The sequence below is a fragment of the Rhizobium cerradonense genome, assembly GCF_030182455.1.
Lineage (GTDB): Bacteria > Pseudomonadota > Alphaproteobacteria > Rhizobiales > Rhizobiaceae > Rhizobium.
The window spans coordinates 422,842-449,445 of record NZ_JAQJCK010000007.1 but is presented as its reverse complement, the minus strand read 5'-3'; the positions used below and the strand labels follow the sequence as shown (position 1 = coordinate 449,445).

The 26,604-nt window shown below is 61.0% G+C and carries 29 protein-coding genes; 18 read left to right on the top strand and 11 right to left on the bottom strand.

From position 1 onward, the window contains the following. Positions 1 to 2: 2 nt before the first annotated feature. The 4 genes from PH547_RS18950 to deoA are packed head-to-tail and all read left to right on the top strand — an operon-like array spanning position 3 to position 3,279. Positions 3 to 395: a cytidine deaminase gene (locus PH547_RS18950; RefSeq protein ID WP_104821630.1), complete on the top strand. Its 393-nt coding sequence runs from the start codon at positions 3 to 5 to the stop codon at positions 393 to 395. Then, positions 392 to 1,198 (top strand): purine-nucleoside phosphorylase, encoded by an 807-nt coding sequence (locus PH547_RS18945; protein WP_104821631.1) that lies wholly within the window; start codon positions 392 to 394, stop codon positions 1,196 to 1,198. Before PH547_RS18950 ends, PH547_RS18945 begins: the two co-directional genes overlap by 4 nt. Next, entirely contained in the window at positions 1,195 to 1,968 is a 774-nt protein-coding gene (gene deoC / locus PH547_RS18940) for a deoxyribose-phosphate aldolase (protein ID WP_104821632.1), read from the top strand. Before PH547_RS18945 ends, deoC begins: the two co-directional genes overlap by 4 nt. A gap of 3 nt (positions 1,969 to 1,971) precedes the next feature. Beyond that, a complete protein-coding gene (gene deoA / locus PH547_RS18935) occupies positions 1,972 to 3,279 on the top strand; it encodes a thymidine phosphorylase (protein WP_104821633.1) in 1,308 nt (435 codons plus the stop codon). A gap of 7 nt (positions 3,280 to 3,286) precedes the next feature. Here deoA and PH547_RS18930 read toward each other — a convergent pair whose 3' ends face one another. The 7 genes from PH547_RS18930 to PH547_RS18900 all read right to left on the bottom strand — a co-directional run bounded on the left by PH547_RS18930 (position 3,287) and on the right by PH547_RS18900 (position 8,820). Next, a complete protein-coding gene (locus tag PH547_RS18930; RefSeq protein WP_104824946.1) occupies positions 3,287 to 3,814 on the bottom strand; it encodes a TIGR02281 family clan AA aspartic protease in 528 nt (175 codons plus the stop codon). A 149-nt stretch (positions 3,815 to 3,963) separates the two neighbouring features. Next, on the bottom strand, positions 3,964 to 4,593 hold the full coding sequence (gene upp, locus PH547_RS18925; RefSeq protein ID WP_104821634.1) for a uracil phosphoribosyltransferase: 630 nt from the start codon (positions 4,591 to 4,593) through the stop codon (positions 3,964 to 3,966). A 122-nt stretch (positions 4,594 to 4,715) separates the two neighbouring features. After that, the gene (locus tag PH547_RS18920) at positions 4,716 to 5,684 is read right to left on the bottom strand and encodes an adenosine deaminase (protein WP_104821635.1); all 969 of its coding nucleotides are present in this window, start codon (positions 5,682 to 5,684) and stop codon (positions 4,716 to 4,718) included. Then, positions 5,681 to 6,901, bottom strand: a complete 1,221-nt coding sequence (locus PH547_RS18915) for a phosphopentomutase (protein ID WP_104821636.1) — start codon at positions 6,899 to 6,901, stop codon at positions 5,681 to 5,683. Before PH547_RS18915 ends, PH547_RS18920 begins: the two co-directional genes overlap by 4 nt. A gap of 135 nt (positions 6,902 to 7,036) precedes the next feature. After that, positions 7,037 to 7,615, bottom strand: a complete 579-nt coding sequence (locus PH547_RS18910) for a TadE/TadG family type IV pilus assembly protein (RefSeq protein ID WP_285169062.1) — start codon at positions 7,613 to 7,615, stop codon at positions 7,037 to 7,039. Positions 7,616 to 7,626: 11 nt separating this feature from the next. Then, positions 7,627 to 8,244 (bottom strand): TadE/TadG family type IV pilus assembly protein, encoded by a 618-nt coding sequence (locus PH547_RS18905; protein ID WP_104821638.1) that lies wholly within the window; start codon positions 8,242 to 8,244, stop codon positions 7,627 to 7,629. 159 nt (positions 8,245 to 8,403) lie between these two features. Beyond that, positions 8,404 to 8,820 carry a pilus assembly protein N-terminal domain-containing protein gene (locus PH547_RS18900; RefSeq protein ID WP_104821639.1) on the bottom strand — a complete coding sequence of 139 codons (417 nt, stop codon included), beginning with the start codon at positions 8,818 to 8,820 and terminating at the stop codon, positions 8,404 to 8,406. A gap of 406 nt (positions 8,821 to 9,226) precedes the next feature. On the opposite strand from PH547_RS18900, the gene PH547_RS18895 reads away from it, so the two are divergent. The 10 genes from PH547_RS18895 (at position 9,227) to PH547_RS18850 (ending at position 18,939) form a co-directional block, all read left to right on the top strand. Beyond that, positions 9,227 to 9,409: a Flp family type IVb pilin gene (locus tag PH547_RS18895; protein WP_285169061.1), complete on the top strand. Its 183-nt coding sequence runs from the start codon at positions 9,227 to 9,229 to the stop codon at positions 9,407 to 9,409. A 91-nt stretch (positions 9,410 to 9,500) separates the two neighbouring features. Further along, complete coding sequence (locus PH547_RS18890; RefSeq protein WP_285169060.1) at positions 9,501 to 10,013, top strand: A24 family peptidase; 513 nt, start codon at positions 9,501 to 9,503, stop codon at positions 10,011 to 10,013. Between the two features lie 164 nt (positions 10,014 to 10,177). Next, a complete protein-coding gene (cpaB, locus tag PH547_RS18885) occupies positions 10,178 to 10,990 on the top strand; it encodes a Flp pilus assembly protein CpaB (RefSeq protein WP_104821643.1) in 813 nt (270 codons plus the stop codon). Between the two features lie 14 nt (positions 10,991 to 11,004). Beyond that, positions 11,005 to 12,504 (top strand): type II and III secretion system protein family protein, encoded by a 1,500-nt coding sequence (locus PH547_RS18880; protein ID WP_260303270.1) that lies wholly within the window; start codon positions 11,005 to 11,007, stop codon positions 12,502 to 12,504. 55 nt (positions 12,505 to 12,559) lie between these two features. After that, the gene (locus PH547_RS18875) at positions 12,560 to 13,273 is read left to right on the top strand and encodes a CpaD family pilus assembly protein (RefSeq protein WP_104821645.1); all 714 of its coding nucleotides are present in this window, start codon (positions 12,560 to 12,562) and stop codon (positions 13,271 to 13,273) included. Positions 13,274 to 13,310: 37 nt separating this feature from the next. Further along, positions 13,311 to 14,582, top strand: a complete 1,272-nt coding sequence (locus tag PH547_RS18870) for a CpaE/TadZ family protein (protein ID WP_285169059.1) — start codon at positions 13,311 to 13,313, stop codon at positions 14,580 to 14,582. A gap of 81 nt (positions 14,583 to 14,663) precedes the next feature. Beyond that, positions 14,664 to 16,145: a TadA family conjugal transfer-associated ATPase gene (locus PH547_RS18865; protein ID WP_104821647.1), complete on the top strand. Its 1,482-nt coding sequence runs from the start codon at positions 14,664 to 14,666 to the stop codon at positions 16,143 to 16,145. A 10-nt stretch (positions 16,146 to 16,155) separates the two neighbouring features. Then, positions 16,156 to 17,163, top strand: coding sequence for a type II secretion system F family protein (locus tag PH547_RS18860; protein WP_104821648.1), 1,008 nt, complete (start codon positions 16,156 to 16,158; stop codon positions 17,161 to 17,163). Between the two features lie 19 nt (positions 17,164 to 17,182). Further along, positions 17,183 to 18,163, top strand: a complete 981-nt coding sequence (locus PH547_RS18855) for a type II secretion system F family protein (RefSeq protein WP_104821649.1) — start codon at positions 17,183 to 17,185, stop codon at positions 18,161 to 18,163. A 131-nt stretch (positions 18,164 to 18,294) separates the two neighbouring features. Beyond that, positions 18,295 to 18,939: a LysE family translocator gene (locus tag PH547_RS18850; protein WP_104821650.1), complete on the top strand. Its 645-nt coding sequence runs from the start codon at positions 18,295 to 18,297 to the stop codon at positions 18,937 to 18,939. Positions 18,940 to 18,946: 7 nt separating this feature from the next. Here the strand turns inward: PH547_RS18850 and PH547_RS18845 are convergent, their stop codons facing one another. Further along, on the bottom strand, positions 18,947 to 19,774 hold the full coding sequence (locus PH547_RS18845; RefSeq protein ID WP_104821651.1) for a tetratricopeptide repeat protein: 828 nt from the start codon (positions 19,772 to 19,774) through the stop codon (positions 18,947 to 18,949). 148 nt (positions 19,775 to 19,922) lie between these two features. Between PH547_RS18845 and PH547_RS18840 the strand changes: the two genes are divergently transcribed. The 4 genes from PH547_RS18840 to PH547_RS18825 all read left to right on the top strand — a co-directional run bounded on the left by PH547_RS18840 (position 19,923) and on the right by PH547_RS18825 (position 23,162). After that, positions 19,923 to 21,314 carry a leucyl aminopeptidase family protein gene (locus tag PH547_RS18840; RefSeq protein WP_260303272.1) on the top strand — a complete coding sequence of 464 codons (1,392 nt, stop codon included), beginning with the start codon at positions 19,923 to 19,925 and terminating at the stop codon, positions 21,312 to 21,314. 210 nt (positions 21,315 to 21,524) lie between these two features. Then, positions 21,525 to 21,875: a MarR family transcriptional regulator gene (locus PH547_RS18835; protein ID WP_104821653.1), complete on the top strand. Its 351-nt coding sequence runs from the start codon at positions 21,525 to 21,527 to the stop codon at positions 21,873 to 21,875. Positions 21,876 to 21,990: 115 nt separating this feature from the next. Continuing rightward, positions 21,991 to 22,845: a C40 family peptidase gene (locus tag PH547_RS18830; RefSeq protein ID WP_283048570.1), complete on the top strand. Its 855-nt coding sequence runs from the start codon at positions 21,991 to 21,993 to the stop codon at positions 22,843 to 22,845. Positions 22,846 to 22,922: 77 nt separating this feature from the next. Next, the gene (locus tag PH547_RS18825; RefSeq protein ID WP_283048571.1) at positions 22,923 to 23,162 is read left to right on the top strand and encodes a hypothetical protein; all 240 of its coding nucleotides are present in this window, start codon (positions 22,923 to 22,925) and stop codon (positions 23,160 to 23,162) included. Positions 23,163 to 23,209: 47 nt separating this feature from the next. On the opposite strand, the gene PH547_RS18820 is transcribed toward PH547_RS18825, so the two are convergent. The 3 genes from PH547_RS18820 to PH547_RS18810 form a co-directional block, all read right to left on the bottom strand. Continuing rightward, a complete protein-coding gene (locus tag PH547_RS18820) occupies positions 23,210 to 24,604 on the bottom strand; it encodes an amidase (RefSeq protein ID WP_285169057.1) in 1,395 nt (464 codons plus the stop codon). Between the two features lie 126 nt (positions 24,605 to 24,730). Next, complete coding sequence (locus tag PH547_RS18815) at positions 24,731 to 25,597, bottom strand: ABC transporter permease (protein ID WP_285169056.1); 867 nt, start codon at positions 25,595 to 25,597, stop codon at positions 24,731 to 24,733. Continuing rightward, positions 25,594 to 26,547, bottom strand: a complete 954-nt coding sequence (locus PH547_RS18810; RefSeq protein ID WP_285169055.1) for an ABC transporter permease — start codon at positions 26,545 to 26,547, stop codon at positions 25,594 to 25,596. The genes PH547_RS18815 and PH547_RS18810 overlap by 4 nt, the downstream gene beginning before the upstream one ends. Positions 26,548 to 26,604 lie beyond the last annotated feature (57 nt).

Here is a 26,604-nt window from a genome sequence, read left to right as displayed (position 1 = left end):
CCATGTCGCATGATCTGTTTGAGGCCGCTCGCGGAGCGATGGCCTTTGCCCATGCCCCCTATTCGAAATTCCCTGTCGGTGCGGCCATCCGTGCCGAGGACGGCAAGGTCTATACCGGCGCCAATATCGAGAACCTCTCCTTCCCGCAGGGCTGGTGCGCCGAGCCGACCGCGATCAGCCATATGATCATGGCCGGTGCCAAGAAGATCGTCGAAATGGCCGTCATTGCCGAAAAGCTGCCGCTCTGCCCGCCCTGCGGCGGCTGCCGGCAGAAGATCGCCGAGTTCGCCAGCAAGGAAACCCGCATCTATCTCTGCGACGAAACCGGCGTGAAGAAGACCATGACCATGGACGAGATGCTGCCCTTCAGCTTCGAAACCGAGATACTCGGATGAGCGCCGCCGTCGACCTCCTGGCCGTAAAGCTCGGTGATCTCCAGCCGCGCTACGGCATCGTCCTTGGCTCCGGCCTTGGTTCCCTGGTCGATCAGGTGAGGGATGCCGTGCGCATTCCCTATGCCGATCTCCCCGATTTCCCCGTCAGTGCCGTCTCCGGTCATGCCGGCACGTTAGTCGCCGGTTATCTCGGTGACGTGCCGGTTATCATGCTGTCCGGCCGGGTGCATTATTATGAAAAGGGCGACGCCAACGCCATGCGCGTGCCGATCGAGACGCTGAAGGCTCTCGGCGTCGAGACGCTGATCCTCACCAATTCGGCCGGATCGCTGCGCGAGGAAATGCCGCCGGGATCGGTGATGCAGATCACCGACCACATCAATTATTCCGGCATGAACCCGTTGATCGGCGAGGAAAGCGACAAGCGCTTCGTCGGCATGACCAGTGCCTATGATACCGACCTTATCATGCGCATGCGCAAGGCGGCGGAAAAGGCCGAGGTCAAGCTGTCGCACGGCGTCTATATGTGGTTCTCGGGCCCGAGCTTCGAAACCCCGGCGGAAATCCGCATGGCGCGCATTCTGGGTGCCGATGCTGTCGGCATGTCGACGGTGCCGGAAGTTATTCTTGCGCGACTTTTCGGCCTGAGGGTTGCAGCCGCCTCCGTCATTACTAATTATGGGGCTGGCATGACCGGCGCCGAGCTTACGCATGAAGAGACGAAGGACATGGCCCCGGTCGGCGGCGCTCGCCTTGCCGCCATCTTGAAGGAAATGATTGCGGACGGAGGAAACGAACAATGACGAGCCATTCCCTTAGAGAAACGGCGGCCGTTGCGCTTTCCCTTCTCGATCTCACCAACCTGAAGGACGACTGCACGCCGGCGCAGATCGAGACGCTCTGCGCGCGCGCCCAGTCACCCTATGGCCACACCGCCGCCATCTGCATCTGGCCGCGTTTCGTCGCCCAGGCACGCGGCATTCTCGGAACCGACCATGCGGTGCGGATCGCGACCGTGGTGAATTTCCCGGCCGGCGATATGGAAGTGGCTGATGTCGCCGCCGAAGCACGCGAGGCGATCGCCGATGGCGCCGACGAGATCGATCTCGTCATCCCCTATCGCGCGCTGCTGGCCGGCAACGAGCAGGCCGTTACCGACATGGTGGCCGCCGTCAGAGCCGAGTGCAAGGGACCGGTGCTCTTAAAGACCATCCTCGAAACCGGCGAACTCAAGGACGTGGCGCTGATCCGACGCGCCTCCGAACTGGCGATCGAGGCGGGTTCCGATTTCATCAAGACCTCGACCGGCAAGGTCGCCGTCAATGCGACGCTCGAGGCTGCCGACATCATGCTGCGGGCGATCCGCCAGAGTGGCCGCAAGGTTGGTTTCAAGCCGGCTGGCGGCATCGGCTCTGTCGCCGATGCGGCGCTCTATCTGAGCCTTGCCGAGACCATTATGGCGCCGGATTGGGCGATGCCCTCGACTTTCCGTTTCGGCGCGTCGAGCCTGCTCGACGATATCCTCAACGTGCTCGGCGGCGGGCAGTCGAGCGCGGCAGCATCCGGATACTGAGCCATGATCCCGCAGGAAATCATCCGGCGGAAGCGGGATGGCGGCACGCTTCACGTCACCGATATCGACGCCTTCATCGCGGCCCTTGCGCGGGATGAGTTGGCCGAAAGCCAGATCGGCGCCTTCGCCATGGCCGTCTGGTACAGCGGCATGACGCGCGAAGAGACCGTGGCGCTGACCTTGGCCATGGCTCGCTCCGGCGATATGCTCTCTTGGTCCGGCATCGACAGGCCGATCGCCGACAAACATTCGACCGGCGGCATCGGCGACAATGTCTCGTTGATGCTGGCACCGATCGCCGCGGCGTGCGGCCTTGCCGTGCCGATGATTTCCGGCCGCGGTCTCGGGCACACCGGCGGCACCCTGGACAAGCTGGAATCGATCCCCGGCTATGGCATCACCCCGCATGCCGCCCATTTCCGCAAGGTGGTGGATGAGGTGGGTTGCGCCATCATCGGCCAGACTGGAGCCTTGGCGCCCGCCGACGGCAAGCTCTATGCCGTGCGCGATGTCACGTCCACGGTCGATTCCGTGCCGCTGATCACCGCTTCGATCCTGTCGAAGAAGCTGGCCGCCGGCCTCGAGACGCTGGTGCTCGACGTCAAGATCGGCAATGGCGCCTTCATGACCTCTCTGGAAGAGGCCGAGACGCTGGCCCGATCGCTGGTAGAGGTGGCGAATGGCGCCGGGGTCAAAACCTCCGCTTTGATCACCGACATGAACCAGCCGCTCGCCGATGCCGCCGGCAATGTCGTCGAACTCCGCAATTGCCTGGATTTCCTGAAGGGTGGCAAGGCGGGCACGCGGCTCGAAACGGTCGTGCTGACCTTCGCCGCCGAGATGTTGACGCAGGCTGGGATCGCGAAGACATTGGTTGAGGCTGAGGCGAAAGCGCGCGAAGCGCTCTCTTCCGGCAAGGCGGCCGAGCTGTTCGCCCGCATGGTCCACGCTCTCGGCGGCCCTGCCGATCTGCTGGATCATCCGGACAAATACCTAGTTGCGGCGTCCGTGCAGAAGCCTGTTCTTGCATCTTCGGACGGTTGGCTTGCAGCCTGCGACGCCCGCGCCATCGGCATGAGCGTCATCGATCTCGGCGGCGGCCGCCGTCATCCGCAGGACAAGATCGACCATCGCGTCGGCTTCAGCGATATCCTGCCGCTCGGAACAAGGGTCAGCAAAGGCGATCGCATCGCAACCGTTCATGCGGCCGACGAGGCGAGCGCCGAAAGGGCCGCAGGCGATCTGGCTGCGAACTACCGGATCGGCGATGCCGCACCCGTTCTGCCGTCGGTGATCGTTACCCGGATTTGACCGGTAATTATTGCGTCAGCCGCAACGAGCCGTTTTCGGCACTATAGGAATTGAGCTTTTTGAGGAAGCTCATGCCGATCAACGTTGTGCTCAATGCGCCGTCTTTCGCGACCACGGCGTCGACATCGCGGACCTTGATCGTGCCGATTTCAAGACGGTCGAGTTTGACGAGAGCCACCTTGGATGGGCCGTTGGCCGTCTGCGTGGTGTAGCGATAATCGAGATCGTTGCCGCTGATGCCGAGGCGGCGTGCGGTGCTCTCATTGATTGCCACATAGGTCGCGCCCGTATCGATCATGCCATGCACCGGCCGGCCGTTGATCTTGAAATCGCCTTCGTAGTGGCCGCCCGCACCCGCCTGCAACAACACGCTTCCAAATGCCGCCGCCGTCGTCGCGACCGGCTGCTGCGCAACGGCAACCTTAACCGCAGGCGTCGATCTTTCGCTGCTTGCCATTTGCGTGCCCAGCAACGCAGGAACCTGGGTAGCAGCGGCGGCGACGATACCGGCAATGACAAGAACGCGAGCGAGCATCGGCGAGATCCTTCCCATGGGCTTTTCCATATCAAGCCCATTGATCCCTACGTTTAATATAGCTTCGCTGACAGGCCGCTAAACAGATCAATAAAAAGCCCGGCAGTTGGGGGGGCTGCCGGGCAAAAAAGCTAATCTAGCTTCAGGATTTACTTCGTGCCGTACATGCGGTCGCCGGCGTCGCCGAGGCCGGGGACGATATAACCCTTTTCATTGAGATGGCTGTCGATTGCCGCGGTAAAGACCGGTACGTCCGGATGCGCCTTGCGGAAATTGGCAATGCCTTCCGGAGCCGCCAGCAGGCAGAGGAAGCGGATATTATGGGCGCCGCGTTCCTTCAGCTTGTCGATTGCCGCGATCGAGGAATTGCCCGTTGCCAGCATCGGGTCGACGACGATGATCAGGCGCTCGGAAATATCTTCCGGCGCCTTGAAGTAATATTCGACCGGCTGCAGCGTTTCGTGATCGCGGTAGACGCCGATATGCGAGACGCGGGCCGAGGGCACGAGGTCGAGCATGCCTTCCAGCAGGCCATTGCCGGCGCGCAGGATCGAGGCGAAGACCAGTTTCTTGCCTTCGAGGATCGGCGCGTCCATCGGTTGCAGCGGCGTCTCGATCGTCTCGATCGTCAGTTCGAGGTCGCGCGTCACTTCATAGCAAAGCAGCGTCGAAATCTCGCGCAGAAGCCGGCGAAAGCTTCCCGTCGACGTCTCTTTCTTGCGCATGATGGTCAATTTATGCTGCACGAGCGGGTGATCGATGACAGTAACGCCGTCCATGATTTCAGCCTTCCAATAATTCCGCGATATCTGATGTTTCTTTCACGGAAATCGTCTGTGGTGCAAGAAAATAGGCCGCATTTTGGAACGTCATCCCCAGTCGGCGACCTAAAACGATGTGGTCATATCCTCGCTAACAGCGTCGCCCGCGTTGCGTCGTCCACGAACGCGGCTTCGACTGCCGTTCGAGTCATGGCATTGATCTCGTCGTCGCTGAAGCCGAAGGCGGCGGACGCCAGCTCGTATTCGCGCTTCAGGGAGGTGTGGAAGAAGGGCGGGTCGTCGGAATTAATCGTCACGCGCACGCCCGCGTCACGAAGCTTGCGCAGCGGGTGCGACGGGAAGTCGGGAAAGACATTCAGCGCGACGTTCGAGCCGGGGCAGACTTCCAGCACCGTGCCGAGATCGGCGAGGCGCTTGACGAGGTCGGCATCTTCGATGGCGCGCACGCCATGGCCGATGCGCGACGGACGGACCAGCTCGACCGCATCGGCGACGCTGAAGGCGCCGCAGACTTCGCCGGCATGGATCGTGAGGCCGAGGCCGGCTTCGCGGGCAATGTCGAAGGCGCGCGCATAATCGGCAACCCGGCCCATGCGCTCTTCGCCGGCCATGTTGAAACCCGTGATCAACGGGTTATCGCTCTTGGCGGCATATTCGGCGGCCTTGATGACGCGCTCCGGTCCGAAGTGACGTTCGCCGGTGACGAGCAGCCGGGCGACGATGCCGCTCTTTTCCTGCGCTGCACGAATGCCGGCCGAAACGCCGGCCATATAGGCATCGGCCCCGAGGCCGATCCGGTCGCCATGGTCGGGCGAGACGATCAGTTCGCTGTAGATCGTGCCGATGCCCGCAAGCTCTTCGAGATAGGTCTCGGTCAACAGCGCATAGTCTTCCTCGGTGCGGTAGACTTCGGAAACCTTGTCGTAGCAGACGAGGAATTCGGTAAAATCCTTCCAAAGATAGATACCGTCATGCATGAAGGCACTGGTGTCGACATTATATTTCCGTGCCTGTGCCAACGTCAGCGCCGGAGGAGCAGCGCCTTCGAGATGGCAATGCAGCTCGACCTTTTTCAAATGCGATGTCACAGAAAACTCCTTCCATGCGGCCCTGCCGCAATTCCCAAATGGCGTGCAACGGTTTCACCAATATCGGCATAGGTCTGGCGGACGCCGATCGAGCGCGAGCGGATGCCAGGCCCGTAGGCGATAACCGGCACACGCTCGCGCGTATGGTCGGTGCCGCGCCAGGTCGGATCGCAGCCGTGATCGGCTGTCAGGATGACGAGATCGCCAGGCTTCAGCTTCTCGTGCACCTCCGGCAGCCTTGCGTCGAAGGCTTCGAGCGCGGCCGCATAGCCGGCCACGTCGCGGCGATGGCCATAGACCATGTCGAAATCGACGAAATTCGTAAAGACGAGGTCGCCATCGCCGGCCTCGTCCATCGTCCTTAGCGTCGCATCCATCAGCTTCATGTTGCCGTTGGCCTTGATGATGCGGGAGACGCCTTGATGGGCAAAGATATCGCCGATCTTGCCGACCGCATGCACGGTGCGTTCGGCCTTGACCAGTCGGTCGAGCAGGGTCGGCTCCGGCGGCAACACGGAGAAGTCGCGACGGTTGCCGGTACGCTCGAATGTCGCCTGCGTCTCGCCGACGAACGGGCGGGCGATAACGCGGCCGATATTATAAGGATCAAGCAGGGTGCGGACGATCTGGCAGAGGGCGGTCAGCCGTTCGAGGCCGAAATGGCGCTCATGCGCGGCAATCTGGAAGACGGAGTCTGACGAGGTGTAGCAGATCGGCTTGCCGCTACGGATATGCTCTTCGCCATATTTGGCGATGATCTCGGTGCCAGATGCATGGCAGTTGCCGAGAATGCCGGGGAGATCGGCGGCCTCGCAGATGGCATCGACCAGCTCCGGCGGAAATGCGTCGCCCTCGGTGGAAAAATAGCCCCAGTCGAACATGACGGGTGTGCCGGCGATTTCCCAATGGCCGGATGGCGTGTCCTTGCCGCGCGACACTTCGTTGGCGCAGCCGTAGAGACCAAAGAGCTTTTCCGGCTGCGGCATGCCGGCCGGATAGCTGCCTGTTGCCGCCTTGGCGATCTCCAGCAAGCCGAGACCCGACATGTTCGGCAGCGACAAGGGGCCGGAACGCAGGCCGTCGCGGTCGGCGGCACCCGCCGCGCAGAACTCGGCGATATGGCCGAGCGTATCGGCGCCCTCGTCGCCATAGGTGGCCGCATCCGGGCTGCCGCCGACACCGAAGGAATCAAGAACGAAGAGAAAGGCGCGCGCCATGGTCCACCCGATAGGATTGCTCAATGCGCGACGTCCAGCGTCAGGCGCATTGGACGTCACCCATATAACGGCGACGTCAACTTGGCAATTTCCTGTTCAGGTGGGAAATATTGCAGGGATTTACAACAATTCTGCTCAGCAATCGCTGCAGGTGACCGTACTGTCGGTCCGTGGACGATAGAAATACTCGCGGCTGATGGTGATCTGGCTGCTGCCGGCGGGCAGGAAATCCGAGCCGAAACTGATGAGCTGATACGGAATGGCAAGCTCGGTGCGCACCAGAAATGTGCTCGCCTGATTGATGTCGCTGGGGACGGTGGCGGTGCTACCGGTCGCGTAGGGCTTGCTGCCATCCTGCGCCCAGGACCAGGCAACGGTGGCATTACTGCTGGCATCGAGCTGAATACCGGTGATTTTCAGGGTCAGGCCGGTCGAGTCGTAGGGTGCGAAAATAGCGTTTGCAACCGAAGGCATGGTGGCGAGCACCGTCTTACTGACGCTGGATTGCTGCGTCACGATATCGGCAATGGATCCGGCCGACCGGCTGGCGCGCTTTTCGACGCTGAGCGCAATGGTAAGTTCGAAGGCGCCGAGATAGAGCATCAGCAGCACCGGAAAGAGAATGGCAAATTCGATCGCGCCGATGCCCCGCTCGTCGCGGGTAAAGCGCCGCAAAAGGGCGCAAAACCTAACCGTTAGCTCCTTTCGTGCCATCGCCACCCTCCTCACGGATAATTCTCGTTTTGGAAGGCGGCCGTTGCGACGATAAGGTAAGTCGTCGGCATCGAACCGTCTGACGGCCGTATCGTGGTGAGATAAGGCCGCAGCAGATCGGTCATTATCTGCCAGCGATAGTAGGCGCGCACCATATTCATAGACTTGGCGCCGCCGGGAGCGAATTTGAAGCCCGTTGTGTCGAGGTCGGAATAGGGATCGGACGACACGCGTGGGATGGTGGTCGGCATGGCTGCAAAGCTCGTGTAGCTTTCCACGTCGAGATAGAGATTGGTCGGCGTCGTCAGTTCGGTTGCCGAGCATGCGATGATCACGGAAATTTCGTTGCAGAAAGCCTGACGGAACGGTTGTGCACCCGTGGCGGCGGTGATCTGCCCGGTCCTGATCTCGCGCGACACGGTATCGACGGCATTGGAAACGACCTGTTCGGCGATGAAGGCGACGAAGGTTTCCAGAATTGCGAAGATGATCAGGAAATAGGGGATCGCGAGAAGGGCGAATTCGATGGCGGCAGCGCCGTCGCGAGAACGCACGAATGCGCGCAGGCGTCCGCCTGCCCGCTTCTGCGCAAAAGTCTTGCCCCCAAGTATATCGTCCTCTGGCATCATACCGGAATCCGCACGATTTAAGTGGGGTTAAGACTAGAGCCGCTTTCTTGATAATCCGTTTCTCATCTCTCTTCATATTGAAGAAATGTTTGGATTATTTAAGAAAGACAAGTCTTATTTAGTATAATTGAATACAGAGAAGGAATGGAGATCCCGCCATTATTGGGTGGCGGCTGCGGCGGTGCTGTTCTGTTGGGCATGCTGCTCGCAGTTGGGCGTGCAGGAAAGCACCGAGCGGTCGGTCTGGCGGTAGACGCGGACTGTGTTGCCCTCGTCGATCGATACGAGGATACGCTCATCGACGATTGCGTTGCCGTCGGAATCGAGCAGGACGATGTTCGTGGTGCCGAAACTGCGGCCGGTAAGCACGATGGTCTTCGGATCGGCAACGGTCGCGTCCGCCACTTGCGAATTGCCGACGATGACCTTGCTGACGGGACGATCGAGCTTCAATACGCGTGCATGATCCATATAGACGCGCAGCATGCCGTTATCCGCGGCGTGGGAAAACTGCGGCATCAGCCCCACTGTTGCGGCGACGCAGGCAAAGAATGCAATTTTGCCGCGGGTTGGCATGGGTCTGGCCTCGTGAAGCTGATGACGGAAACAATTACCAAATAGAATGAGAAAGAATGGTGAATGAACAATTAAGGGGAAGGCTATTCGTTCAGTTCCGATGCAAGTCGTGCTCTTCTGCTTCCATTTTGGGATTTCCCTACGGGAGTTGCAATATATTGGAACAATTCCCATTGATTGCTAATATATCAGCTCCTAATCATTACGAAGAGGCTGAAGATTTTCTCTAAAAATGCTTGGAAAGACATGAATTGACGTTAACTAGTCTATTTGCGTTTTAGTTTTTCCGATCTGTTAACCCACTTCCTTAAAGCGATGGAAACGGCCAGCCGCTACCGTTCAGCTCATCCGATCAACGGCAAACAGTTGGCGGACGTGCTGTCAACAAACTGAGTGGAGTGAACCTATGACCAAGCTTTTTTCCCGTTTCCTGAAAGACGAATCCGGTGCGACCGCAATTGAATACGGCCTGATCGCAGCGCTGATCTCCGTCGCTATCATCGCTGGTGCCACGACCCTGGGCAACACGCTCAACACGGTCTTCTCAAACATCTCGACGAAGATGAACAACGCATCCACGCTGCACTAAGCGTGCCATTTTCATAGTCGCATGTTTTGTTCGGAAACCGCTCAGTACTATGGGCGGTTTTTGACATTTATATTTCGAGTGGGGATATCAAATGCTTGAAGCTACAACATTGCTGATCTTCCCGCTCTGCCTGGCGGTCGCGGCCTTTTCCGACTTGTTTACCATGACGATCCCGAACCGGGTTTCGCTCGTCCTGCTCGGTTCCTTCATCGTGCTTGCGCCCTTGCTCGGTCTGACATGGCCTGACATCGGCATGCATTTTGCCGGCGCGGCCATCGTGTTCAGCGTCTGCTTCGCGCTTTTTGCCCTCAACGTGATGGGCGGTGGCGACGCCAAGCTGCTGGCGGTGTCCGCACTCTGGTTTGGCTACGATCCGTCGCTTCTCGCCTTCCTCGTCTATGTTGCCCTCATCGGCGGCGCGGTGACGCTTTTTATCCTCGTGATCCGCTCGCATTCGAGCGCCATCATGGCCATGGGCTTGCCACTGCCGAACTCGCTGCTGATTGCCAAGAAGATCCCTTATGGCATTGCCATCGCTATCGGCGGCTTCCTGGCTTTTCCCTCGTCGCCTATGGTCGCGGCGGCGACATATCATATTATCTAAATTAGATCTTTCTAAGAATTAATGATGTATTGCGCAACGCTATATTCTGCGTGCCTTTAATAGTTATGCTTAATTGATTGTAAATGTAATATACCATTAACCATAATTACACCAATTGCGGAGCATTCTGCGGGGCGAAGAGTCGTATTCCCCAAGGAATGATCATGAAACCCGCTCGCTTAATGATACTCGCGGTGGCAGTTGTCGCGGCAGGGCTTGCCGGATTGCTGGCGATGCGTCTGGCCGGCACGCGCAACGTCGTGCCGCAGGTCGAAGCGGTGATAGAGAAGGAGGCGACGGCCAATGTGCTCGTCGCCGACGCCAATCTTCCGGTCGGCTCGCGCCTGAATGAGAAGTCGATCCACTGGATGGCCTGGCCGCAAAGCGGCCTGGTCAAGGGTTTCATTACCGAATCCGAGCGCCCCGATGCCCTGAAAGACCTGAACGGCGCAGTCGTGCGTCTGCCGATCTTTGAAGGCGAACCGATCCGCGAAGAGAAGGTCGCCGATTCCAACAGCCACATTCTCTCCTCGCTGCTGCCCTCCGGCAAACGTGCGGTCGCCACCGAGATTTCCGTCGCCACCGGTGCCGGCGGCTTCATTCTCCCCAATGACCGGGTCGACGTGATCATGGTGCGCAAGGGCGATACCCAGAAATTCGTAACCGAGACGGTGCTCAGCAATGTCCGCGTGCTCGCCGTCGATCAGCAGGTCGAGGAAAAGCAGGATGGCAGCAAGTCCGTGGTTGGCACGACCGCAACGCTTGAGCTGACGCCGGATCAGACCAAGGTGCTTGCGGTCGCCCAGCAGATGGCCGACCGGCTGACGCTGGCGCTGCGCTCCGTCGCCGACGCGCAGCAGCCGGATACGATCGCCGCCGATTACCTGCTGAGCGGAGATAACGGCGGTGCCGTCGTCCAAGTTATCAAATCAGGCTCGATCATCGCCAACGGCACAGCCGCAGCCAAGACGCCATGAGAAGGGGCGGGACCATGTTCAAGACCAGCAAACCGATCCACCTCCTCTCGATTGCGGCTCTCTCCTTTTCGGTCGCTTTCTCCGGCCTGCCTTTCGCCGCAGCGCCGGCCTTTCTGCGCATGTCGACGGCCAAGGCCGACGGTTCCGACAGCATCGTTACCATTGCAGGCCTCGGCACCAAGCGCACGCTGAAGCTCGGCCTCAACAAGGCGCTGGTGGTCGATTTGCCGGCAGACGCCCATGATATTCTCGTTTCCGATCCGAAGATGGCCGATGCCGTGACGCGTACCTCGCGCCGCATCTATCTCTTCGGCAAGACGGTCGGCCAGACCAATATCTTCGTCTTCGGTGCCGACGGGAAGGAGATCGTCAGCCTCGACCTCCAGATCGAGCGCGATATTTCCAGCCTTCAGTCCAATATCAAGCGCTTCATTCCGGACTCCGACATTAATGTCGAGATCGTCTCCGACAACATTGTCATGACCGGTACGGTGCGTACGCCGCAGGATTCGACGCGCGCCGAACAGCTTGCCGAGGCTTTCCTCAAGGGCGGCGAGGCGACGACGCGCAATGAAACCGCAAGCGCTAGCGGCGGCGACAATTCCGTCGCCCTCTTTGCCGAAGCACGCCAGACGTCACAGATCGTCAACCTTCTGCAGATCGAGGGCGAGGATCAGGTGACGCTGAAGGTCACCGTCGCCGAGATCAAGCGCAGCGTGCTGAAGCAAATCGGCTTCGACAATCTCGTCAGCAATTCCTCAGGCCTGACTGTCGCTCAACTCGGCAGTATCACCAGTGACACGACCGCGGCCGCGGGCGGTGGCGGTATCGCCGCCCTATTCAAGAGCGCGATCGGCAAATACAATATCAGCACCTATCTCAGTGCCATGGAGCAGGCCGGCGCGGTACGTACATTGGCGGAACCAACATTGACGGCAATCTCCGGTCAGGCCGCGACCTTCAATTCCGGCGGTCAGCAGCTCTACTCCACGACCGATAGCGACGGCAACGTCACGATTACGCCCTTTACCTACGGCGTAAGCTTGGCCTTCACACCTGTGGTTCTCTCTGCAGGGCGCATCAGCTTGCATATCCAGACTGAGGTGTCCAACCCGGTCGGCACATCGGGAACCGCGACGTATAACCAGCGTGCGGCCGATACCTCGGTCGAATTGCCCTCCGGCGGCTCCATTGCGCTGGCGGGCCTCCTCAGTGACAGCGTCCAGCAGACCACCAACGGCACGCCGGGCGCCTCGAAGATCCCGATCCTCGGCGCACTCTTCCGCCAAAAGAGCTTTGAACGCGACGAAAGCGAACTGGTGATCATCGCGACACCCTATCTGGTGCGGCCGGTGGCGCGGGCTCAACTCGCTCGCCCTGACGACAATTTTTCACCGAGCAACGATGTCTCGGCCTTCTTCATGAACCGTGTGAACAAGATCTACGGGCATAAGGACGGGCCGCCGGTTGCGGATGCCGATTTCCACGGCACGGTCGGCTTTATCTACAAGTGAGGGGAGACGGACAATGACGCACCCCTTTTCAACCGGAACAACGAGAGACCAAAAGATGGCCAGCCTCGATCGCAATGCGCCCCGTATCGCCAGGCCGCGATTTTCAGCCCTGGCTCTGATCATGATGGCTGCGGCTGTCAGCGGATGTGCGGGATCGCCGGATCGCATGACGACCAGCGCCCTTTCCGATGACTATCGTCAGCGTCATCCTATCGTGCTGACCGAAAAGGAACATCACGTCGACATCCCCGTCATTGCCGGCGATCGCCGTATTACGACCGGCGCCCGCGACACGGTTCGCGGTTTCGTGCAGGATTATAAGGCTCACGCTTCCGGCACTGTCGAAATCCTGGCGCCCGGCAGTTCGGCCAACTCGCCTGGGGTTTCCGCGCTTCGCCGGCAGATCCGGCAAGAACTTGTCGCAAGCGGCATTCCGTCAGCGCGTATCGTCGACAATTATTATCAATCCGGCGGCCCCGGTGATGCCGCGCCGATCCGCCTTAGTTTCATGGCAACGACGGCGACCACCAATTCCTGCGGCCAATGGCCGGAAGATCTGTCCGATAACGCCTTCGACAATCAGAACTACTACAATTTCGGCTGCGCGACCCAGAACAACCTCGCAGCGCAAGTGGCAAACCCGACCGACCTCGTCGCGCCGCGCGCCATGTCGCCGATCGATACCGACCAACGCAGCAAGGTGATCGACAATTACCGCAGCGGCAACGTCCCGACGAGCACGGCCACGATCAGCGGCTTCGGCTCGTGAGCATGAGGATAATCGGCCGGCGGAACAGGATAGAATCATGAGCGCTATCAATTACGATATCAGAAAGCCCGAGATGGAGGACGATGATGCGCCCCGCACGGGCGATCTCGAGAACATGCGACCGCTGCCGCGCATCTCGGTACACGCCTTCTGCGAAAGCGAGCAGTTGCAGCAGGTGATGGACCGATGCGCCAATGATCGGCGCATGTCCAAGGTCAGCCTCAGGATCACCAGCGGCAGTACCGCAGCGGCGGCGAACATGTTCGCCTCGACGCCGACGCCCAATCTGATCATCCTGGAAACCCGGGCCAATCCGGGCAATCTGCTGGCGGAGCTTGCGCCGCTGGCTGCCGTCTGCGATCCCAGCACCAAGGTGGTGATCGTCGGTCATCACAATGATATCGGCCTCTATCGCGAACTCATACGCAACGGTATTTCCGAATATATGGTTCAGCCGGTTGCCATGGCCGACGTCATGGCGGCGATGACGGCGATCTTCGTCGATCCCGATGCCGAGCCGCTTGGCCGCAGCGTCGCCTTTATCGGCGCCAAGGGTGGGGTAGGGGCATCCACCATCGCGCATAATTGCGCTTTCGGCATCTCCAACCTGTTCTCGACCGAGACCATTCTCGCCGATCTCGATCTGCCCTACGGCACCGCCAATATCGATTTCGATCAGGACCCGGCCCAGGGCATCGCCGAGGCCGTCTATGCGCCGGAGCGTCTTGACGAGGTTTTCCTCGATCGCCTGCTGACCAAATGTTCGCAGCACCTGTCGCTGCTCGCTGCCCCCTCTATGCTCGATCGCGCCTATGATTTCGACGGCCAGGCCTTTCAGCCCGTGCTCGACGTCCTGCAGCGCAGCGCGCCGGTGAGCGTGCTCGACGTGCCGCATCTATGGACGGAATGGACGCGCTCGGTGCTTTCGGCCGTCGACGAAGTCGTCATTTGCGCGGCGCCCGACCTTGCCAATCTGCGCAACGCCAAGAACATGTTGGATGCGCTGCGCAAGCTGCGCCCCAACGACAAGGCGCCACATCTCATCCTCAATCAGGTCGGTATGCCGAAGCGCCCGGAAATCGGTCCTTCGGAATTCTGCGAGCCGTTGGAGACCGACCCGATCGCCATCATTCCCTTCGATATCAACTTGTTTGGCAACGCCGCCAACAGCGGCCGCATGATTTCGGAGACCGACCCGAAATCACCGGTCGCCGAGACCTTCTCGCAGATATCGCACATCGTTACCGGGCGCGTTGCCCTGAAGAAGACAAAGAAGGGCGGCCTGCTCGGCCTTCTGAAGCGGAAGTAATTGTTTGATGTCGCATGATCTTGTTCGAAGGCCGGTTCGTGTTTTTGAGATCATGCTCTAGCGTAGAATTGGATCGACGGCATGTTTGGCAGACGCGGAAATGAAGGTCCTGCAAAGAGCGGTGGCGTGACGCCTCCGCCGTCGCCGCCCCGTGCGCCGTCCGCTACTGCGCCTGCGGCATCGACAGTGCTGGTCGAGCCGGCGCGCGAGGGGTCACAACCGCGCCAGCAGGTGGCGCCGCCGTCGATGCAGACGCCGACACGCCGCCGGCCGGCGCGCACCGAAGAATATTACGACACTAAGTCGCAGGTCTTTTCCGCTCTGATCGATACGATCGACCTGTCGCAACTCTCCAAGCTCGATGCCGAGGCTGCGCGCGAAGAAATTCGCGACATCGTCAACGACATCATCACCATCAAGAATTTCGCGATGTCGATCTCCGAGCAGGAGGAACTGCTCGAGGACATCTGCAATGACGTGCTCGGCTACGGTCCGCTCGAACCGCTGCTTGCCCGCGACGATATCGCCGACATTATGGTCAATGGTGCCGGCCAGACCTTCATCGAAGTCGGCGGCAAGACGGTGGAATCGGAAGTCCGCTTCCGCGACAATGCACAGCTCCTTTCCATCTGCCAGCGTATCGTCAGCCAGGTCGGCCGCCGCGTCGATGAATCGAGTCCGATCTGCGACGCCCGCCTGCCGGACGGATCGCGCGTCAACGTCATCGCACCGCCGCTGTCGATCGACGGCCCCGCGCTCACCATCCGTAAATTCAAGAAGGACAAGCTGACGCTCGACCAGCTCGTCCGCTTCGGCGCTATCACGCCGGAAGGAGCCACGCTGCTGCAGATCATCGGCCGCGTTCGTTGCAATGTCGTCATTTCCGGCGGTACCGGCTCGGGCAAGACGACGCTTTTGAACTGCCTTACCAACTATATCGACCGCGACGAGCGCGTCATCACCTGCGAGGATACGGCCGAACTGCAACTGCAGCAGCCGCACGTCGTCCGCCTCGAAACCCGCCCGCCGAACATCGAAGGCGAAGGCGAGATCACCATGCGCGATCTCGTTAAGAACTGCCTGCGCATGCGTCCTGAACGCATCATCGTCGGCGAAGTGCGCGGACCGGAAGTCTTCGACCTGTTGCAGGCGATGAACACCGGCCACGACGGGTCGATGGGCACGATCCACGCCAACACGCCGCGCGAATGCCTGAGCCGTATGGAATCGATGATCGCGATGGGCGGCTTCAGCCTGCCGGCGAAGACGGTGCGCGAGATCATTTCCACATCCGTGGACGTGGTCATCCAGGCCGCCCGCTTGCGCGACGGTTCGCGCCGCATCACCCAGATCACCGAGGTGATCGGCATGGAAGGCGATGTGATCATCACGCAGGACCTGATGCGCTACGAGATCGAAGGCGAAGATGCGAACGGCCGTATCATCGGGCGGCATATGTCGACCGGCATCGGCAAGCCGAATTTCTGGGACCGCGCCCGCTACTACAACGAGGAAAAGCGCCTGGCTGCTGCCCTCGACGAAATGGAAAACAAGTCGAAATAGGACTTTCCCGATGTTCGGTGTCGATCCGGTAGTGCTTCTGATTGTGGTGCTCGCAGCCGTCTCCGCGGCGGCTGTCTGTTACAGCATCCTCTATTCCCGGATCGAGAGGCAGAAAAAGGCCGACAGCCGCGTCAACCGCATCAAATCGGCCGAGACCGACCGTATGCAGGTCAAGGCGGCGCGCGACCGCGTGCAGGAAATGTCGAAACGGCGCAAATCGGTGCAGGATTCGCTGAAGGATCTCGAAAAGCGCCAGTTGGAGAACACCAAGAAGAAGCAGTCGCTGAAAGTACGCCTCGGGCAAGCCGGCCTGTCGCTAACGCCGGCGCGTTTCTATCTCTTCAGCGTCCTGTTCGGCTTCTTCATCATGCTTGTCGTCTTCCTGCTCGGCGCACCGGTCGCCGTCTTGGTCGGCCTTCCCTTCGCCGCCGCCTTCGGCCTGCCACGTTGGGTCATCGGTTTCCTCATCAAGCGCCGGCAGAACAAGTTCCTCGATGAATTCCCCAACGCGCTCGACCTCATCACCCGCTCGATCCGCTCGGGCCTGCCGCTCAATGACGCCGTGCGGCTGGTGGCGGGCGAGGCGCGCGAGCCGGTGAAAACCGAGTTCCGCCGCGTCGTCGAAGCCCAGCAGGTCGGCCTGAGCATGACCGATGCCTGCGCGCGCATGACCAACCACATGCCGCTGCAGGAGGTGAACTTTTTCACGATCGTCATCGCCATCCAGGCGCAGGCCGGCGGCAACCTCTCCGAAGCGCTGGGCAACCTCGCGCGCGTGCTGCGCGAGCGCAAGAAGATGAAGGCGAAGGTCACCGCGCTGTCGATGGAAGCCAAAGCCTCGGCCGTCATCATTGGCTCGCTGCCCTTCATCGTCGCGACGCTCGTCTATCTGACCTCGCCGCAATACATGTTGATCCTTTTCACAGATCCGCGCGGCCATTTGATCCTGGGCGCCGCCGGCATCTGGATGTCGGTCGGCATCTACATCATGCGCAACATGGTCAATTTCGAGATTTGACCGAAGGAGACGCCGAGCCATGTCCTCCGATTTCGCCAGTAGATTGACCGATCCCAGCACGGTACTCGCCGTTTTCGTGGCGATCGCCGTCTTCGCCACCTTCTACACGATCGCGGTGCCCTTCCTGGAGCGCGGCGATCTCAACAAACGCATGAAAGCCGTTTCCACCGAGCGAGAACAGATCCGCGCCCGGGAACGCGCCCGCTTGACCGCCGATGGCGGCAAGGCGTCGCTACGCAGCCAGAACAACCAGAATGTCCGCCAGATCGTCGAGCGCTTCAATCTCCGCACCGCTTTGGTCGATACCAACACGGTCAATCGGTTGCGAGCGGCCGGTCTGCGTTCGGAAAATGCGCTGAACATGTTCCTGGTGGCGCGTTTTCTGCTGCCCTTCCTGTTCTTGATGGTTGCCGTCATTTTCGTTTTCGTCCTTGGCTACTTCGCCGCCAAGCCCTTCGCGATCCGCCTTCTCGGCGTTATCGGCACCGCCTATCTCGGCTTTTACGCCCCGAACATCTATATTTCCAATCGCATGACCAAACGGCAGAAATCGATCAAGCGCGCCTGGCCGGATGCGCTCGATCTCATGCTGATCTGCGTGGAATCGGGCATTTCCATCGAAGCCGGCATGCGCCGCGTCTCCGAAGAAATGGCGGAGCAATCGCCGCCGCTCGCCGAAGAAATGGTGTTGACCACGGCGGAACTCTCGTTCCTGCAGGATCGCCGTACCGCTTTCGACAATCTCGCCAGCCGCACACAGATCGAAATCGTCAAATCGGTGACGCAGGCTCTGATCCAGGCCGAGCGCTATGGCACGCCCATCTCGCAGGCGCTGCGCGTGCTGGCGCAGGAAGGCCGCGACGAACGCATGAACGAGGCGGAAAAGAAGGCCGCCGCCCTGCCGCCGAAGCTGACGGTGCCGATGATCGTCTTCTTCCTGCCCGTTCTCATGGCCGTTATCCTTGGCCCGGCGGCTATCCAGGTGATGGACAAATTCTGACATACAAAACTTGCCGCCGGTGCCGGACGTGATTAATTTCCAATCCTGCGTCATCGGCAATGTGAGGCGGATGATACCGGCGCGAAGATGGCGCCGTCCGCCCCGAGGCCGATCGTATCGGGAGGATTTTCATGTCATCCATAGCTATCTTTTTCAGCATCATCGCCGCCGTTTTCATCGGGGCGGTCAGCCCTGGTCCGAGTTTCGTTCTCGTTTCCCGCATCGCCGTTTCCCGCTCGCGCAGGGCTGGCCTTGCCGCCGCGCTCGGAATGGGTGCCGGCAGCGTCACCTTCGCGACTTTGACCCTGTTCGGTTTGAACGCGCTGCTGATGCAGGTCGAATGGCTCTATCTTGCCCTGAAGGTCGCCGGTGGCCTGTATCTGATCTACATTGGCATCCGCATTTGGCGGAACGCCGCCCACGACCTTTCTATCGACGCTCCAGCCACGCCGATCGGCGGGAGCGTCGGGCGTAATTTCTGGTTTGCGCTGGGGACGCAGCTCAGCAACCCGAAGACGGCCATTTTCTACGGCAGCATTTTTGCAGCACTTCTTCCGGCCGAACCCGCTCCCGGGCTGATGCTCGCCGTGCCACTGGCGGTCTTCGCCGTCGAGGTGGGTTGGTATACGGTTGTGACACTCGCCTTTTCGTCAAACCGTCCGCGCGCGCTCTATCTCGGCGCCAAGCTTTGGATCGACAGGATCGCGGGTGCCGTCATGGGAGCGCTTGGCGTCCGGCTGGTGGCGGAAGGCCTGCCGCGGCATATCTGGCGCTGAAACCGCTCTAGTTAACCGCTTTCTTGCCGCCATCGCCGGCGGCGAGTTTTTGCCAGGAATTCTGCTGCGCCAGCATGGAGCGCAGATAGGCGACATTGGCGTTCGCCTGCTGTGGCGTCAGTTCCTGGCGGGCGATCTTTTCGGCTTCGGGGAAGCGGCCCTGCAACCCAACCACGAGAGCCAGATTCTGGCGCACGCGGCTGTCGGCTGTCGGCTGAGCGGCGGCGGAGCGAAGATAGGTCTCGGCGGACTTCAGATCGCCGGTCAGCACATAGGACATGCCGAGATTGGAAAGGATTGTCGGCTCATTCGGCTGCAGCACGAGTGCATCGCGATATTTGCCGCGCGCCTCGGTCGAGCGGCCGAGCTGATCGAGGATCGCGCCTTCGGCCGAAACCAGCCGCCAGTCCGGGCGGTCCGGGGTCTGCGCGCGATCGATGGTCGCAAGCGCATCCTGGAGCTGCCCGGCAGCGGCCTGAGCCTTGCCGTAGGCAGCCAGTACGCCGCGATCGTCGGGATGGGCGATCGCCACCTGCTGCATGACCGCCAGCGCCTGATCGTTGCGCCCGCTCATGCGCAGCGCATTGGCGTAGTTGACGCCGGTATCGCGGTCTTTCGGATTGGCCTCATAGGCTTTGCCGAGGGTAAGGGTCGCCTGCGCGAGGTCCGCGCCGTTCATCTCGTCGACCGGCTTTGACATTGTCGGGATCGAGCCGGTCGTCATCTTGTCTTTTCCGGTCGTCGAGCAGCCGGCGAGTACAAGCGCCATAAGTGCCGCTGACGCACCGTGGAGCAGGAAGGTCTTGAATGTCGACGTGGTTGACGAAGTGGCCATGGCGCCTATCCCGAAATGCCTGAGTCCTGCGCCTGGCCTCAAATCGGAACAGGGAAAGGTTTGACGCAATGTTCGCTCCAGCAATAATCTGTTAACCCTAACAGAGAGTTAACCCGCGATTCCCGGAAATCATTGCCAAAGGATAGTTATGGCCCCCTATCAGTACATCGAGCGCGCGAGCCCCTTCAACTCGAAGGGTGGCGCGACGCTGCCGATTTTTGCCGTCACTCCGGCACATATCGAGACTGGCACCATCGATCCCATCGCCCTCGATTGGGCGAGCAAGGCCGGCTACAAGGCCGATAGCGGCTCGCTGCTATTGATTCCGACCGAAGAAGGCCATCTCGGCGGCGCTCTGTTCGGCCTTGGCTCCAACCCCTCGGAACAACCCTTCCTGACGGGCAGGTTGGCGCGTAGCCTGCCGGCGGGTGATTGGCATATCGAGACCGCGCCGCTCACGGCAAACCGGCTTTCGCTCGGCTTCGGCCTCGGCAGCTACCGGTTCGAGCGCTACAAATCGGAAAAAGCCAACCCGCCGACGCTGATGATTCCGCGCGATGCGGACGCCACCGATATCAAGCGCCAGCTCGCCGGCGTCTTCCTCGCCCGCGACCTCATCAACACCCCGACCAACGACATGGGACCGGAACAGCTCGAAGCCGCCTTCCGGGCGCTCGCCGAGCACTACAAGGCGGAGGTGTCCGTCATTATCGGCGACGATCTCCTGAAGCAGAATTTCCCGTTGGTGCACACGGTCGGCCGCGCCAGCGCCGATGCGCCGCGCCTTCTGGAACTGCGCTGGGGCAAGAAGGGTCATCGCCGCATCACGCTGGTCGGCAAGGGTGTCTGCTTCGACACCGGCGGCCTAGACATCAAGCCGGCATCCTCCATGCTGCTGATGAAGAAGGATATGGGCGGTGCCGCCAATGTCATGGGCCTGGCGCTGATGATCATGGACGCCAAGCTGAAGGTCGATCTGCGCGTCATTATTCCGGTCGTCGAAAACTCGATTTCGTCCAATGCCTTCCGTCCCGGCGACATCTACAAGAGCCGCAAGGGCCTGACCGTGCAGATCGACAATACCGATGCCGAGGGACGGCTGATCCTCGCCGATGCGCTCTCCTATGCAGACGAAGAAGCGCCCGATTTGCTGATCGACATGGCGACATTGACGGGCGCTGCCCGTGTCGCACTCGGCCCGGACCTGCCGCCCTTCTTCACCGATGACAACGATCTTGCCAACGATCTCACCGAAGCCAGCCTGGAGACGGACGACCCGTTGTGGCGCATGCCGCTTTACATGGGCTACGACAAGGATATCCGCGCCAAATTCGCCGACATCACCAATGCCCCCTCCGGCGGCATGGCCGGCTCGATCACCGCCGCTTTGTTCCTCAAGCGTTTCGTGACGAAAACGCCGAGCTGGGCGCATTTCGATATCTTCGGCTGGGCACAGAGCGAACGTCCTCACTCGCCGGGTGGCGGCGAGGCGCAGGCCATCCGGGCGCTGTATCACTATATCCGCCAGAGCGTGCGATAGGGCCGAAGTACTGCCTCTCACCCGCCCTCATGGTTCGGGGCTACGGTCCTTTGGACCTTCGCACCTCACCATGAGGTGGCCGCTGGCGGCCCGAATGTGCTGCAACCCTTCTCCCCGCATTGCGGGGAGAAGGGTTGGCGAATTCCCCTTGAAACCGCCATGATCTTGGCCGAGACTGAAACGGTAGCGTAACGATCTTCGAGGTTGCCTTTGCCGCTTGAACTCTCTGCCTCGCAGGCTCTCGGCCTCTGGCAAGGCGTGGCGCTCGAGCAGGTGCGTCGCGAGGGTCATGACTTGACGCTTCGGCAGATGGCGATCCTCCTGCAGATCTACCTCGTGCCGCCACCGCATACGGTGCGAGGGCTCGCCGCAACGCTCGGCGTTACCAAGCCGGTCATCACCCGTGCGCTCGACACCATGGGCGAGATGGGGCTGGTCGACCGCGTCCGCGACGAGCGTGATCGCCGCAACGTCATCATCAAGCGCACTGTCGCAGGCGCGCTCTATCTGGAAAAGCTCGGTGATCTCGTCATCGAGCAAGGCCGCAAACTATCCGTCTAGAGCAGTTCAGCGCTTCACGGAATCGCTGAACTGCTCTATCTCTTTGTTTTCACGCAATTCCGGACGGAAAAACCGCTACGCACTTTTCCTGGAATTGCTCTAGAGGACCATGTTCATGATGCTCGACCGCCGTCTCAATGCCTTTCGGCCCGATCTTGCCGAAGCCTCCCTTCGGGGCAAGGTCGAGGCCGGCCGTTTTGTCGAGGGCACCAGGGCGCAGGTCGTCGCTCCCGTCGTTGCCCTTCGCCCGCAGCCGGATCTGGCGCGCGGCATCGACACCGAGCTCTTGTTCGGCGAGGAGGTCGATGTCTTCGAGCGCAAGGATGGCTGGTGCTGGGTGAAAGCGGTGTCGGACGGCTATGTCGGCTATCTTCCCGAAAAAGCGATCCTGACGGAACAGGCCGCACCCACGCATGTCGTCGTGACGCAGCGGACGTTTCTCTATCCCGAGCCGGAACTGCGCAAACCCCACACGGATATCCTCTCCATGGGCAGCCGCGTGCGCGTCACCGGCACGGCCGAGACGCGGGGGAACCATTATGTCGTCCTCGAAGGTGGCGCGGCCATCTTCGCCAAGCATGTCCAGCCGATCGGTTACAATGATGGCGGCGACTATGTCGATGTCGCCTTGCGCTTCCTGGAAACCCCCTATCTCTGGGGCGGCCGGTCCGGTCTCGGTATCGATTGCTCCGGCCTCGTGCAGCTCGCATTGCTGATGACGGGCCGCGACGCGCCGCGCGATGCGGATATGCAGGCGGCCGGCCTCGGCGAGCCGATCACGCGTGAGGAATTGCGCCGCGGCGATTTCGTCTTCTGGAAGGGCCATGTGGCCATCATGGAAGACGAGAAAACCATCGTGCATGCCAACGGCCATACGATGACCACGGCACGCGAAGATTTTGCCGCCGCCGTCGAGCGCATCGGCTGGCTCTATGAGCAACCGACAGGCTACCGCCGCCTGCAGGGCTGAGAGCCGGTCGGAACCGGTCTGAATCTAAACCGTTATTTCCTCGATTGAACACCTTCTTGTTCGAGAGGAGAAGCATCATGCCGATCACGGCCATGGAACAGGTGATCAGGGATATCCTCCACGACAGCCATCTGAGGCGCAGTCGCAAGATCGATCGGCTGCGTGAGCTGCGGAGCGAAACTCGCGGCATCCAGCGCGCCGGCAGCGCCAGCATGATGAGTATAGATGACGGCCTGCAGGATGACCTGCGTGTCATCGAAAAGGCCTTGCGGCAGCTTGGCGCCGATGTCGAGGAGAAAGGTGCGGCCCGGCTGTAGGCCTTCACCCTTGCCCCAGCGGGGAGAGGTCGCGCGGTACGCGCCGGTCAGGGAGCAGGTGGCTTCGGCCAGTTCGTGACCCCGCCGGTCCAGGTTTCGAACGCCTTCGAGAGTTTCAGCACCAGCATGTCGCCAAAACGCGGACCGACGATTTGCAGTCCGATCGGCATGCCGGAGCGGGAGAAGCCGCAATTGATCGATGAGGCCGGCTGCTCCGACATGTTCCAGGGAACGGTAAAGACGATGTGCTCGAAGGGCAGGGCCGGATCGTTGGTGGGGGAGGCCCAATCGGCCGGATAGGAGACAATCGGGTTGGTGGGCGATAGCAGCGCATCGACCTCGGTAAACAGCTTGCCGCAACTTCTGCGCATCTCGATCGTCTGGTTGAAACCGCGCACCGCTTCGACACCGCTGATATCGGCACCGCCCTTCGCCCATGTGTAGATATAGGGCAGGATCAGGTCGCGGCGCTCCTCGCTCAATCCCATGATATCGCTCCAGAAACGCGCTCGCCAGAAGACATCTAGCCCATCCAGCATCTGCTTTGTCAGCACCGGCGCGACGTGGATGATCGTAGCCCCCGCTTCTTCGAAGCGCTTGGCGGCGGCAAGGACCGCATCGCGCACCTCGGCATCGGCGGGCAGGCCACAGCCGGCATCGAGCATCAGGCCGATCTTCAGCCCCCGCACATCGATATCGAGATCCATCCAGTCGATATCGTTCGGCGGCAGGCTGGTGCCATCGCGCCAATCGGGCCGCGAGAGCGTGGCCATGGAAAAGGCGGCGTCCTCGACCGTGCGGGCCATTGGCCCGGCGCAGCGGCCGACATAATAGGGATCGACCGGAATGCGGCCATGGCTTGGCTTGAAGCCGAAAATGCCGGTCCAGCCTGCCGGCAGGCGCACCGAGCCGCCGATATCCGTTCCGATATGCAGCGGCCCGTAGCCGGCAGCCGCCGCAGCCGAGGCGCCGGCACTGGACCCACCAGGATTCTGGGTCGGATCCCAGGGATTGCGGCTGAGTTTGTGGAAGCTGGAAAGACCGGAGGACAGCATGCCGTAGTCCGGGCAGGTGGTCTTGGCGAAGATCACCGCGCCATCCTCGCGCAGGCGGGCCGCGACCGGTGCATCCTCCGCGGCGGGAATGAGTTCGACGGCGGCCGTGCCGAGCGGCACCGGCTGGCCCTTGGTGGCGATCAGCTCCTTGAGGGTCACCGGAATGCCGTCCAGTGCTCCGAGCGGCGCACCTTTTGCCCAGCGTTCGGTGGAGGCGGCGGCCTGTCGGCGCGCTGCTTCCGGGTCATAGGCGTAGAGCGCAGCGATCGTCGGCTCCCACGCCTCGATATGTTTCTCCAGCGCCAGCCAATATTCGCTCGGCGAAAGGCTCTTTTCGGAAAATTTCCGAAGGAGTTGGCGGATGGAAAGATCGGTCGCTTCGGTCATGGTCCATTCTCTTCGTATGTCGAAGTTAGAGCGGTTCAGCGTTTAACGGAATCGCTTTCCCGCTCTATCCTTTTGTTTTTACGCATTCCGGACGGAAAACCGCTTCGCACTTTTCCTGGAATTGCTTTAGCGGCGTACCGCGCGTGGATCGAGAAGATCACGCAGGCCGTCGCCAAGCAGGTTGAAGCCGAGGACGCAGAGTGCAATCGCCAGGCCCGGCAGGATGGCGAGCCAGGGCGCTTGTCCAAGATAGGTCTGCGCTTCCGCCAGCATCCGCCCCCAGGTCGGCGCCGGCGGCGGCACGCCGAGGCCGAGGAAGCTCAAGCCGGCTTCGGTCAGTATCGCCAGGCCGAGCTGGATGCTCGCCTGGACGATGATGATGCCCATAATGTTCGGCAGCACATGCCGCATGGTGATCGATAGGCGCGTATTGCCGAGGGCGCGCGCCGCCAGCACATAATCCCTGCTCCAGGCCTGCAGCGCCGAACTAAGCGCCACGCGGGCAAAGACCGGAACCATGAAGACGGCAATGGCGATGATGGCGGTAAAGCGTCCGGCACCAAGAAACGCGCCGAGGATCATGGCCGAGAGAATTGGCGGCAATGCGAAGATCACGTCGCAGGCGCGCATCACGAGCGCTTCGAACAATCCGCGCTGAGCGGCAGCGGCGATGCCGATCACCGTCCCGATCGTGCCGCCGATCGCGACCGCTGACACCGAGATCGACAGCGAATTCCAGCAACCGACCATCAGCATCGACAGCACGTCGCGGCCGAGCTGGTCGGTGCCGAGAAGGCCGAAGCCGAAAGGAGGCTGCAGTTTATGGATGATTTGCAGCTTCGCCGGCGGCACCGGCGTCCAGAAGAGGGACAGGATCGCGACGCCGACGAGCGAAAGAATGATGATGGCGCCGACGATCAGATTGGCGCGGCGCAGGGCGCGGAACCGGGAGCGGCGGGGAGGAGCGGGGGCGACGGTTTCGACCGTAATCATCGCGCGCCTCCGCTGCGAAGTCTGGGGTCGATGACCAGAAACGAGAGATCGACCAGGAAATTCATGATGATGACGAGGGAAGCAAAGAACAGCACGACATCCTGCATGACGACGATGTCGCGCTGGTTGAGCGCTTGCAAGGCGAGCCGTCCGAGACCCGGCAGGTTGAAGACGTTCTCGATCAGCACGGCACCAGCGACAAGGAAGGTGAATTGCAGGCCGAGGATGGTCAGTATCGGCACCAGGGCGTTCGGCACGATATGGCCCCAGAGAACGGCACCGCTTGACAGGCCCTTGGCGACCGCCGTGCGGGCGAAATCCTCATGCAGCGTGTCGAGCACGGCCGAACGAGTGACCCGTGTCAGCACACCTGCCTGCGGCAGAGCCAATGCCACCGCCGGCAGGATCAGCGCCCGGAGTGCCGGTCCCAGGCCATCGCTCCAACCGGGAAATCCTCCCGCCGGCATTAAGCCGAGCGAGGTGGAAAACAGCAGGATCAACAGCAGGCCCACCCAAAAGCCGGGCACGGCGATGCTCATCTGCGAAAACAGCGTGGCGATAATATCGAATATGCCGCCGCGCCGGGCGGCGGCCGCCACGCCGAGCGGCACGGCGATGAGGATGGAAAGAATAATGGCGAGGATGGCAAGCGGCAATGTGACAGCCAGCCGCTCGACGATGAGGCCGGCGACCGGCACACCATAAGTATAGGACTTGCCGAGCTCGCCAGTCAGCGCGCCGCCAAGCCATTCGCTGTAGCGGACGATCAATGGTTGGTCGAGGCCCATGTCGTGTCGCAGCGCGGCAAGCGTCTCCGGCGAGGCCGAGGTGCCGAGCGTGATGGCGGCGGGATCGCCCGGCAGCAGGGCCATCACCGCAAAGATCAGCAACGAAACGGCGATCAGGGTCAGGATAAGACCTGTGATCCGGCGGGTAAGAAGTACGATCATTGCATGCCCATCGCCGGATCGGCTCCGGCATCGAAACATTCGACAGCGGGCGAGGTG

Excerpts from the sequence above, each read along its gene's own strand:
- upp (WP_104821634.1), bottom strand. The coding sequence starts at position 4,593 with ATGGACGGCGTTACTGTCATCGATCACCCGCTCGTGCAGCATAAATTG.
- PH547_RS18840 (WP_260303272.1), top strand. The coding sequence starts at position 19,923 with ATGGCCCCCTATCAGTACATCGAGCGCGCGAGCCCCTTCAACTCGAAG.
- PH547_RS18870 (WP_285169059.1), top strand. The coding sequence starts at position 13,311 with ATGAGCGCTATCAATTACGATATCAGAAAGCCCGAGATGGAGGACGAT.
- PH547_RS18900 (WP_104821639.1), bottom strand. The coding sequence starts at position 8,820 with ATGCCAACCCGCGGCAAAATTGCATTCTTTGCCTGCGTCGCCGCAACA.
- PH547_RS18815 (WP_285169056.1), bottom strand. The coding sequence starts at position 25,597 with ATGATTACGGTCGAAACCGTCGCCCCCGCTCCTCCCCGCCGCTCCCGG.
- PH547_RS18905 (WP_104821638.1), bottom strand. The coding sequence starts at position 8,244 with ATGATGCCAGAGGACGATATACTTGGGGGCAAGACTTTTGCGCAGAAG.
- PH547_RS18855 (WP_104821649.1), top strand. The coding sequence starts at position 17,183 with ATGTCCTCCGATTTCGCCAGTAGATTGACCGATCCCAGCACGGTACTC.
- PH547_RS18845 (WP_104821651.1), bottom strand. The coding sequence starts at position 19,774 with ATGGCCACTTCGTCAACCACGTCGACATTCAAGACCTTCCTGCTCCAC.
- PH547_RS18950 (WP_104821630.1), top strand. The coding sequence starts at position 3 with ATGTCGCATGATCTGTTTGAGGCCGCTCGCGGAGCGATGGCCTTTGCC.
- cpaB (WP_104821643.1), top strand. The coding sequence starts at position 10,178 with ATGAAACCCGCTCGCTTAATGATACTCGCGGTGGCAGTTGTCGCGGCA.
- deoC (WP_104821632.1), top strand. The coding sequence starts at position 1,195 with ATGACGAGCCATTCCCTTAGAGAAACGGCGGCCGTTGCGCTTTCCCTT.
- PH547_RS18865 (WP_104821647.1), top strand. The coding sequence starts at position 14,664 with ATGTTTGGCAGACGCGGAAATGAAGGTCCTGCAAAGAGCGGTGGCGTG.
- PH547_RS18890 (WP_285169060.1), top strand. The coding sequence starts at position 9,501 with ATGCTTGAAGCTACAACATTGCTGATCTTCCCGCTCTGCCTGGCGGTC.
- PH547_RS18915 (WP_104821636.1), bottom strand. The coding sequence starts at position 6,901 with ATGGCGCGCGCCTTTCTCTTCGTTCTTGATTCCTTCGGTGTCGGCGGC.
- PH547_RS18825 (WP_283048571.1), top strand. The coding sequence starts at position 22,923 with ATGCCGATCACGGCCATGGAACAGGTGATCAGGGATATCCTCCACGAC.
- PH547_RS18880 (WP_260303270.1), top strand. The coding sequence starts at position 11,005 with ATGTTCAAGACCAGCAAACCGATCCACCTCCTCTCGATTGCGGCTCTC.
- PH547_RS18860 (WP_104821648.1), top strand. The coding sequence starts at position 16,156 with ATGTTCGGTGTCGATCCGGTAGTGCTTCTGATTGTGGTGCTCGCAGCC.
- PH547_RS18830 (WP_283048570.1), top strand. The coding sequence starts at position 21,991 with ATGATGCTCGACCGCCGTCTCAATGCCTTTCGGCCCGATCTTGCCGAA.
- deoA (WP_104821633.1), top strand. The coding sequence starts at position 1,972 with ATGATCCCGCAGGAAATCATCCGGCGGAAGCGGGATGGCGGCACGCTT.
- PH547_RS18850 (WP_104821650.1), top strand. The coding sequence starts at position 18,295 with ATGTCATCCATAGCTATCTTTTTCAGCATCATCGCCGCCGTTTTCATC.
- PH547_RS18945 (WP_104821631.1), top strand. The coding sequence starts at position 392 with ATGAGCGCCGCCGTCGACCTCCTGGCCGTAAAGCTCGGTGATCTCCAG.
- PH547_RS18910 (WP_285169062.1), bottom strand. The coding sequence starts at position 7,615 with ATGGCACGAAAGGAGCTAACGGTTAGGTTTTGCGCCCTTTTGCGGCGC.
- PH547_RS18930 (WP_104824946.1), bottom strand. The coding sequence starts at position 3,814 with ATGCTCGCTCGCGTTCTTGTCATTGCCGGTATCGTCGCCGCCGCTGCT.
- PH547_RS18895 (WP_285169061.1), top strand. The coding sequence starts at position 9,227 with ATGACCAAGCTTTTTTCCCGTTTCCTGAAAGACGAATCCGGTGCGACC.
- PH547_RS18875 (WP_104821645.1), top strand. The coding sequence starts at position 12,560 with ATGGCCAGCCTCGATCGCAATGCGCCCCGTATCGCCAGGCCGCGATTT.
- PH547_RS18810 (WP_285169055.1), bottom strand. The coding sequence starts at position 26,547 with ATGATCGTACTTCTTACCCGCCGGATCACAGGTCTTATCCTGACCCTG.
- PH547_RS18820 (WP_285169057.1), bottom strand. The coding sequence starts at position 24,604 with ATGACCGAAGCGACCGATCTTTCCATCCGCCAACTCCTTCGGAAATTT.